General features: G+C 61.4%; 7 protein-coding genes. 1 reads left to right on the top strand and 6 read right to left on the bottom strand.

Annotated elements, in window-relative coordinates:
- The 6 genes from B3520_RS16620 to B3520_RS16595 form a co-directional block, all read right to left on the bottom strand.
- Positions 1-797, bottom strand: a 797-nt coding sequence (locus B3520_RS16620) for a M48 family metalloprotease (protein ID WP_286876454.1), incomplete at its 3' end; no start/stop codon positions are given.
- A 17-nt stretch (positions 798-814) separates the two neighbouring features.
- Entirely contained in the window at positions 815-1,414 is a 600-nt protein-coding gene (locus tag B3520_RS16615) for a LemA family protein (protein ID WP_286805825.1), read from the bottom strand.
- Between the two features lie 59 nt (positions 1,415-1,473).
- Complete coding sequence (locus B3520_RS16610; protein WP_286805823.1) at positions 1,474-2,061, bottom strand: BON domain-containing protein; 588 nt, start codon at positions 2,059-2,061, stop codon at positions 1,474-1,476.
- Positions 2,061-2,648 carry an SIS domain-containing protein gene (locus B3520_RS16605; protein WP_024460839.1) on the bottom strand — a complete coding sequence of 196 codons (588 nt, stop codon included), beginning with the start codon at positions 2,646-2,648 and terminating at the stop codon, positions 2,061-2,063. The genes B3520_RS16610 and B3520_RS16605 overlap by 1 nt, the downstream gene beginning before the upstream one ends.
- Before the next feature lie 27 nt (positions 2,649-2,675).
- Complete coding sequence (locus B3520_RS16600) at positions 2,676-3,056, bottom strand: YraN family protein (protein ID WP_286805854.1); 381 nt, start codon at positions 3,054-3,056, stop codon at positions 2,676-2,678.
- Entirely contained in the window at positions 3,028-4,950 is a 1,923-nt protein-coding gene (locus B3520_RS16595; RefSeq protein ID WP_286805821.1) for a penicillin-binding protein activator, read from the bottom strand. Before B3520_RS16595 ends, B3520_RS16600 begins: the two co-directional genes overlap by 29 nt.
- 61 nt (positions 4,951-5,011) lie before the next feature.
- Here B3520_RS16595 and rsmI point away from each other — a divergent pair, with 61 nt between their 5' ends.
- On the top strand, positions 5,012-5,902 hold the full coding sequence (rsmI, locus tag B3520_RS16590) for a 16S rRNA (cytidine(1402)-2'-O)-methyltransferase (protein WP_286805820.1): 891 nt from the start codon (positions 5,012-5,014) through the stop codon (positions 5,900-5,902).
- Positions 5,903-5,953: the final 51 nt, after the last annotated feature.

Below are 5,953 nucleotides of genomic sequence, written 5' to 3'. Positions count from 1 at the left end.
CCCGAGGCGTCTGCCAGGAACTCCCGCTGACGACTCACCGCCGCCTTGATCCAGTTACCGAAGAAGGTGCCGACAGCGCCGAGGATGATCAGTCCCAGTCCGATCAATGCGACATTGCCCTGATTGGAGCGGCGACGCAGTCCTCGGCGGGCACCGCTGCGCGCCAGAATATGGCCGAGCAGACCGATCAGAAGCAGGCCGTTCAGCACCGCCACCAGGCGCAGGTTCAGGCGCATATCGCCATGCAGGATGTGACTGAACTCGTGCGCAATTACTCCCTGCAATTCATCCCGGGAAAGCTGCTCCATGGCGCCACGGGTGACCCCAATGACCGCGTCGTGAGGGCCGTGGCCCGCAGCGAACGCGTTGATGCCGGCTTCATTCAGCTCGTACACCGGGGGAACCGGTGTGCCGGAGGCAATGGCCATTTCCTCGACAATATTCAGCAGTTGTCGCCGGGGCAGTTCCTGGCTGTTGCCGGGAATCAGTTGGCCGCCCAGGGCCTCGGCCACGGCCTGCCCACCCGCGCGCAACTGCAACCATTTGAAGCCACTGCCGACCAGAACCAGCAAGCCGACCATCAGAGAAATCCAGGCGATGGGTTGCCAACCCACTTGTTCGAGCAGGCGTCGCCAGTAGCCGCCACCGCCGGCCGTTTGCACCGAGGTCAAACCGACGCTGGCGACCACGAATACCAACGTGGTGAGGGCAATGATGCTCAGTACCGCCAGCGTCATTAACACCACCAGGCGACGGGTGTTGCGGCGAGCCAGCTCCTGGTGTTCAAAAAAATCCATACCGGGGCGGCCGGGGCTTATTTGAACGAGACTTTGGGGGCGGCCTGAATGGCTTCGCTGTCGTCAAACTCCAGCAACGCGGCATCCTCACGATGGCCGAGGTGTCTGGCGAGAATGACCGGTGGGAAGCTCTGCTTATAGGTGTTGTAGGTCATGACCGAGTCGTTGAACGCCTGGCGGGCGAACGCGACTTTGTTTTCGGTGCTGGTGAGCTCCTCATTGAGCTGCATCATGTTCTGGGACGCTTTCAGATCGGGGTAGGCTTCCATGACCATGTTCAGGCGGCCCAGTGCCCCCGCCAGACTGTTTTCGGCGCCGCTCAGTTGTGCCATGGCCTGTGGGTCGCCGGGCGCGCTGCGGGCGGCGTTGAGACCGACGAGGGCCTGGTTGCGTGCCTGGGTTACGGCTTCGAGGGTCTCCCGTTCATGGGAGAGGTAGGCCTTGGCGGTTTCGACCAGGTTGGGGATCAGGTCGTAGCGGCGTTTGAGCTGTACTTCAATCTGGGCAAAGGCATTTTGAAATCGGTTTTTCAGTGCGACCAGGCGGTTGTAAACGCTGATCAGGTAGAACACCAGCGCGCCGATCAGTACCAGAACAACGATGGTTGAAACGTCCATAACGCGAATCCTTTTACCGGGGATGAAATTATTATTCAGGCGCCGGGGTGACCGGCGCCTCAGTCAATGTATTCAAATACTCGCACGACTCGCTCCACACCGCCAGTGCGGCTGACAATATCGGTGATTCGATCGGCCTCGGCCCGGGACACCAGACCCATCAGGTACACACTGGCGTTTTCGGTGATCACCTTGACCCGGCCGCCCTCGACATCGCGACTGGCATACAGCTTGGTTTTGACTTTGGTGGTCAGCCAGTTGTCGTGGCTTCGGGTCATGAAGGAGATCGGCGCGTCGACTTCCAGCTCGTTGTGCACCTGCCGGACGCTGTGGATGGCATCCACGGTTTTGCCGGCCAGGCTGCGCAGCTCGGCGTTGGGTACCTGACCCACCAGCAATACCACGGCGTTGTAGCTGTGCACGTCGATAGGGGAATCGTCCAGGCGTTGGTGGGTTTTGTTGATGTTGACGCTGGCAATGGTCTCGATTTGGGAGTCGTCAATGCGCATGCCCAGCGAGCGTTTCCCGGGGTTTAACTGGATGGGCTCGCTGGTAGTGGCATCGACAATGGTAGTGCAGCCTCCGAGCACCGATAGCAGTGCGGTCAACAGAACGGCGGGCAATCCCAAAAAGCGTGGACGAGCCATCAGTGGAATCCTCCGAATAAATGTTGATCGATCAAATCACACAAACAGAAAATCGTCAGCAGGTGCACTTCGTGAATGCGTATCGCCGAGGGCAGGGCCGCGCGCAGTTCGATGTCCCGGTGGTCGAGCAGGGCGGCGGCGTCGCCACCGTCGCCGCCCGTGAGTGCGATTACCCGAATGTTGCGGTCGTGGGCGGCGCTGATGGCCTGCAACAGGCTGCCGGCGTTTCCGGTGCTGGTGATCAGCACCAGTACGTCGCCATCCTGCCCGAGAGCTCGCAGGGGTTTGGCGTAGACGTCATTGCCGCCACCGTCGGCGGCAATGGCGGTCTGGGTGATCATGTCGGCGCCCAGATTCAGCGCCGGCAGGCTGGGCCGCTCCTGCTCGAACCGGTGTACCAGACTGCTGGTGAGAATCTGCGCCTGAGCGGCGGAGACCCCGTTACCGCAGGTGAGGATCTTGTGGCCGTTGAGCAGCGCTTCGACCATCACTTCACTGGCGTGAACAATCTGTGGGGCGAGGCTTTCACCGGTCTGCATGGTGGCCTCAATGCTTTCGTGAAACAGGGTGATGACCCGTTGTTCCATAGGATGTCCCGTTTTCGAGTGACGGGCTCAAATTGCGCTGAACGCGTCTTTGAGCCAGGTTATTGGGGCGCCGGCAGCGCGGCGCGGATCGAACGCCACCACATCGAAACGACAGGCGACCCGATCGGTCAGTCCGGTGCGCTGCAGATAGTGCTGCGCGGCGCGAATCAGCTTTTGCTGCTTGCGAAAATCCACGGTTTCGGCTGCCGAGGCAAAGCCGTTATGGCGGCGCAGTCGAACTTCAACAAAGACCAGCGCATTGCCATCGGCCATGACCAGATCAATCTCTCCGGCTTTGCAGCGGTAGTTTCGGTCCCGGACCGTCAACCCCTGTGCCGCCAGATAACGTTCGGCTTCCTGTTCGGCGGCTTTTCCGGCCTCAGCGCTCGCCGGGCGGTTGTAAGTCATCACGCAATTCCTCCTGAAGCGCGTTGTCACGTGGGGTAGCGGCGGCCATGGGCCGGGCTTCTCCCCCCTGAAATTGGGCCCAGACCAGCTCCCGCTCAATCCGGCCACCGGCGCGCATGCGCAGCGCGCCGGTGGCGCCGTAGAGTCGGGCATCCTCGATCTGTTCCAACTGGGGCAGGCGCGGGTAGAGCCGGTAGGCGTCCACACCCAGCGCGTGCAGACGGCTGTAAATGGCCGCCTCCCGACTGTGTTCGGCCAGCGTGGCTTTCTCTTCGAACTCGCCGTTGAGCAGCCAGGGCAGGGTGTTGAAACGTACTCCGTTCAGGTCCCGATTGCTTTTGGTGTCCCGCTCGCCGGTGTAGATGTGACTGGTGGCGTACACCGGCAGATCGCCGGCGTAGTGGAATGCCAGGGTCGGCCGTATCTGACGGCCCTGCTCGGGATCGGCCATCAGGAAAATCATGTCCAGGTCCTGGCGCCGCCGTGGCTCAAATTCCAGGGCGCTGCCGAGCAGGCGGGTCAGGGTCTGTCGGCGGGCCTGGCTCTGATCAATCAACAGCGCCTGCTGAATGATCCGGGAATAATCACCGCTGCCGGGAAACTGGCTGTCGATCGAGACTTCGCCGCCCAGCGCTTGCCACTCCCGGGTGAAGGCCTGGGCGCTGCGCGCACTCCAGTTGCGGTCCGGAGCGAGGATCATGGCGTTGCGGTGGCCTTCCTGATAGGCGCGACGGGCCACCTGACGGGCCTCGTCCTCCGAGGCGAGGCCAAACTGATACAGGCCCTCGGGCGCTTCGGGCCGCTCTTCATTCAGAGTGCTGTCAACGTAATTGAGGGTCAGCACGGGAATAGGCAGCAGATCCTGTTCATGCAGTTGCCGGACCTTGTCCTTATCCAGTGGGCCGATGACCAGATCGGCACCTTCGGCCATGGCCTGTTCGTACAGCGCCAGAATGTCATCGCTGGCGCTAGTGTTGTATTGGCGTATCTGGGGGCGCCGGCTCTGCTCATGTCCGGCTCGATAGTAGGCGCTGAGGAAACCGTCGCGAACGGCATCAGCGGCTCGGGCCAGGGTGCCTTCCTCGGGGAGCAGCAGCGCGACCTGCCGGGGCTGTTGTTCAATCAGTCGGCGTAGCAGTTGCAGATCGTTGGGCAAGTTATTGCTGGCCGGATGGTTGGGCCAGGCGCTCTGCCATTGATCCACCTGGGCTTGCTGCCGTTCAAGATTGGCCTGATTGTCTTTACTGATCGCGGCCAGTTCGAGCCAACCGCGCAGCGGTGTCTGGCTCTCACCACTGATGGCCTGTTCCAACTCCACCAGAGACAGGGACATCAGGCTCTGCCAGAGCTGTTCCCGGTTCTCGGCGCTCGCCGGTTCCTCGGGGCTGAGGAGTGAGTCCATGAGCATGCGTTCATTGACGCTGGCGATGACATCGCCGGTGCGCTGGTACAAATGGGCGCGCAACTCACGCAGCGCGAGCTCGCGCTCCGGCGCCATGGTCTGCCACTGTTGTTCAAGGCGGGGGTTGGTTAGAATGCGTTCGGCCAGATAGTAAGACCCTTCATTCAGTGCCACTGAGCCCAACAGCTCGGTGTGCAGCAAAAATCCGCGGGTATCCAGTTGGCGGCTATCAATGGAGGTCAGCAGGTTGCGGGCCCAGTCGTACTCCTGTTGTTCGACCAGCAGGTTGGCGGCTTCCAGCAGATAACCTTCGCGTTCGGGCGACTGGCTGGCGCGGGCCTGATCCACTAGTGTTTTGACGCGGGCTTCAATCGCCTCCCGGGACAGGGGGGGCTCATCCGCCGGGGTTTCCATCGGAGGTGTGCTGCTGCAACTGGCCAGAAGCCAGACCAAAAGCGCGAGCAGGGTGCACAAATATCCCCGGTATTGCATGATGATGTTCTCCACTAATACAGCTTACGATGTGAGTGCAACCAGACGATAAGGCACGTTTATGACCTCCAACACGACATCAGATCCGCTGGCATCCAGTGGCAGTTCGAGTACCGCCGCGGCCGGTGTTCTGTATGTTGTCGCCACGCCTATTGGCAATTTGGCCGATATGGTACCCCGTGCGGTGGAAATTCTACAATCAGTGGCGTTGATTGCGGCGGAGGATACTCGCCATAGTGCGCGACTCCTGTCACATTTTTCCATATCCACCCCCTGCATCGCTTACCACGACCACAGTGATAGTGAGCGCACCGAAAAAATTCTGGATCGGGTGGCCGCCGGGGAGTCGGTGGCGCTGATCTCCGATGCCGGTACGCCACTGGTGTCAGATCCCGGCTATCGGCTGGTGCGTTCAGCGCGCGAGCGCGGCCTGAATGTGGTACCGGTACCGGGTGCCTGCGCCATGGTCGCGGCGCTCAGTGCGTCAGGCCTTCCTTCAGATCGCTTTTCCTTCGAAGGGTTCCCGCCGCCCAAGGCGAATGCCCGCCGCCAGTGGCTGGAGGCACTGTCCGCCGAGTCGCGCACCCTGATTTTCTACGAGGCGCCGCATCGGGTGCTGGCCTGCCTGGAAGCCATGGCCGAGGTGATGGGGGGTGACCGTGAGGCGGTGATTGCCCGTGAGCTGACCAAAACCTTTGAGACCATTCGGCTGGCACCCTTGGCGGAGCTGGTGGAGTTCGTTCGGGCGGACAGCAATCAGCAGCGGGGGGAGATTGTGCTGATGGTGGCGGGTGCTTCAAACCGTTCGGACAGTACGCTGGATGCCGAAGCTGAGCGGGTGATGGGCATTCTGCTGGAGGAACTGCCGGTCAAGCAGGCGGCCGCGATGGGGGCGAAGATTACCGGGGTGAAAAAAAACGCCCTGTATCAGTGGGCGCTTGAGCAAAAGTAGTTTGAGTGGGAGAGGGTGGTTACGGCGGATGCGCTTCGCTTATCCGCCCTA

The organism is Marinimicrobium sp. UBA4509 (genome assembly GCF_002388575.1).
In the GTDB taxonomy this organism is placed as follows: domain Bacteria; phylum Pseudomonadota; class Gammaproteobacteria; order Pseudomonadales; family Cellvibrionaceae; genus Marinimicrobium; species Marinimicrobium koreense.
Note: the sequence above shows the minus strand (reverse complement) of the source record. Positions and strands in the feature narration are given on the sequence as shown.